The sequence below is a fragment of the Streptomyces sp. Ncost-T10-10d genome, from assembly GCF_900091955.1.
Taxonomy (GTDB): Bacteria; Actinomycetota; Actinomycetes; order Streptomycetales; family Streptomycetaceae; genus Streptomyces.
On record NZ_FMDF01000025.1, the window covers coordinates 1 to 1,368 of the forward strand.

Below are 1,368 nucleotides of genomic sequence, written 5' to 3' on the forward strand. Positions count from 1 at the left end.
TGACGACTTCTTCGCCCTCGGCGGCCACTCACTGCTGGCCGCCAGGCTGGCCAGCCGCTTGCGGGCGGCGCTGGGCACCGAGGTGCCGCTCCGCTTGGTCTTCAAAGCGCGGACGGTGGCACTGATCGCAGAGCAGCTCGAAAACAAGAGTTCAGCTAGGCCGACGTTGCGGCCGATGCGCAACCAGGAGGAGTCCTGATGGTTCCGTTGTCGTACGCGCAGCGCCGGTTGTGGTTCATTTCCCAGCTGGAGGGCCCGAGCGCCACCTACAACATCCGGATCGCCCAGCGGCTGTCCGGCCCGCTGAACCGAGAAGCGCTGAACGCGGCCCTGCGGGATGTGATTGCACGCCACGAGGTGCTGCGGACGGTCTTCCCCGCGGCCGACGGCGAGCCGTACCAGCGGATCACCACGGTGGACGATCTCGAGTGGGAGCTGTCGGTGTCCGAGGTGGCGCCGGAGGGCTTGGACGCGGCGGTGGCCGAGGCGGCAGGGTATGCCTTCGACCTGGAGCGGGAGGTGCCGATCCGCGCGTCACTCCTTGAGCTCGGCCCCGAAGAGCATGTACTGATCGTGATCATCCACCACATCGCGGGCGACGGGTGGTCGATGGGTCCCCTGGCGCGGGACCTCGCGTCGGCGTACGCAGCGAGGTGTGAGGGCCTGGCGCCGGACTATCCACCGATGCCGGTCCAGTACGCCGACTACGCGCTGTGGCAGCGTGAGGTCCTCGGTGACGAGAATGACGCCGATAGCCTGATGACGCGTCAGCTCGACCACTGGCGCGCTGCCTTGGCGGGTGCGCCCGAGGAACTGGAAATTCCCGTCGACCGTGTGCGGCCGACGGTGTCCTCCTACCACGGGCACTCGGTGTCGTTCGACGTCCCAGCGGCGCTGCACGAGCGTCTGGCGGAGGTGGCCCTCGCCGAGGGTGTGACGGTCTTTTCCGTGCTTCACGCGGCTCTCGCGGTCGTGCTGTCGAAGCTCGGGGCCGGTACCGACATCCCGATCGGCACGGTGAACGCCGGCCGTGCGGACGAGGCGTTGGACGATCTGGTCGGCTTCTTCGTCAACACCCTCGTCCTGCGGACGGACCTCTCGGGCGACCCGACCTTCCGCGAGCTGCTGGAGCGTGTGCAGGAGACCAGCCTGTCGGCGTTCGAGCACCAGGATGTGCCGTTCGAGAGGCTGGTGGAGGAGCTGGCACCGACCCGCTCGCTGGGCCGGCACCCCCTGTTCCAGGTGATGCTGATGCTGCAGAACACTTCCGAGGTCGCGCTGGAGCTGCGTGGGCTGCGAGCCGCGGAGGTGCCGACGGCCGAGCTGTCGGCCGCGAAGTACGACCTTGAAGTGAATGTCGAACAACTC

Annotated in this window: 2 protein-coding genes; both read left to right on the top strand. The window is 67.9% G+C overall.

All coding sequences use genetic code 11. The features are described from left to right. The coding region (locus GA0115254_RS45500; RefSeq protein ID WP_256102359.1) for a phosphopantetheine-binding protein at positions 1-199 on the top strand (199 nt) is incomplete at its 5' end. Beyond that, positions 199-1,368: condensation domain-containing protein (locus GA0115254_RS02060; RefSeq protein ID WP_256102360.1), on the top strand; the 1,170-nt coding region annotated here is incomplete at its 3' end. The genes GA0115254_RS45500 and GA0115254_RS02060, both read left to right, overlap by 1 nt.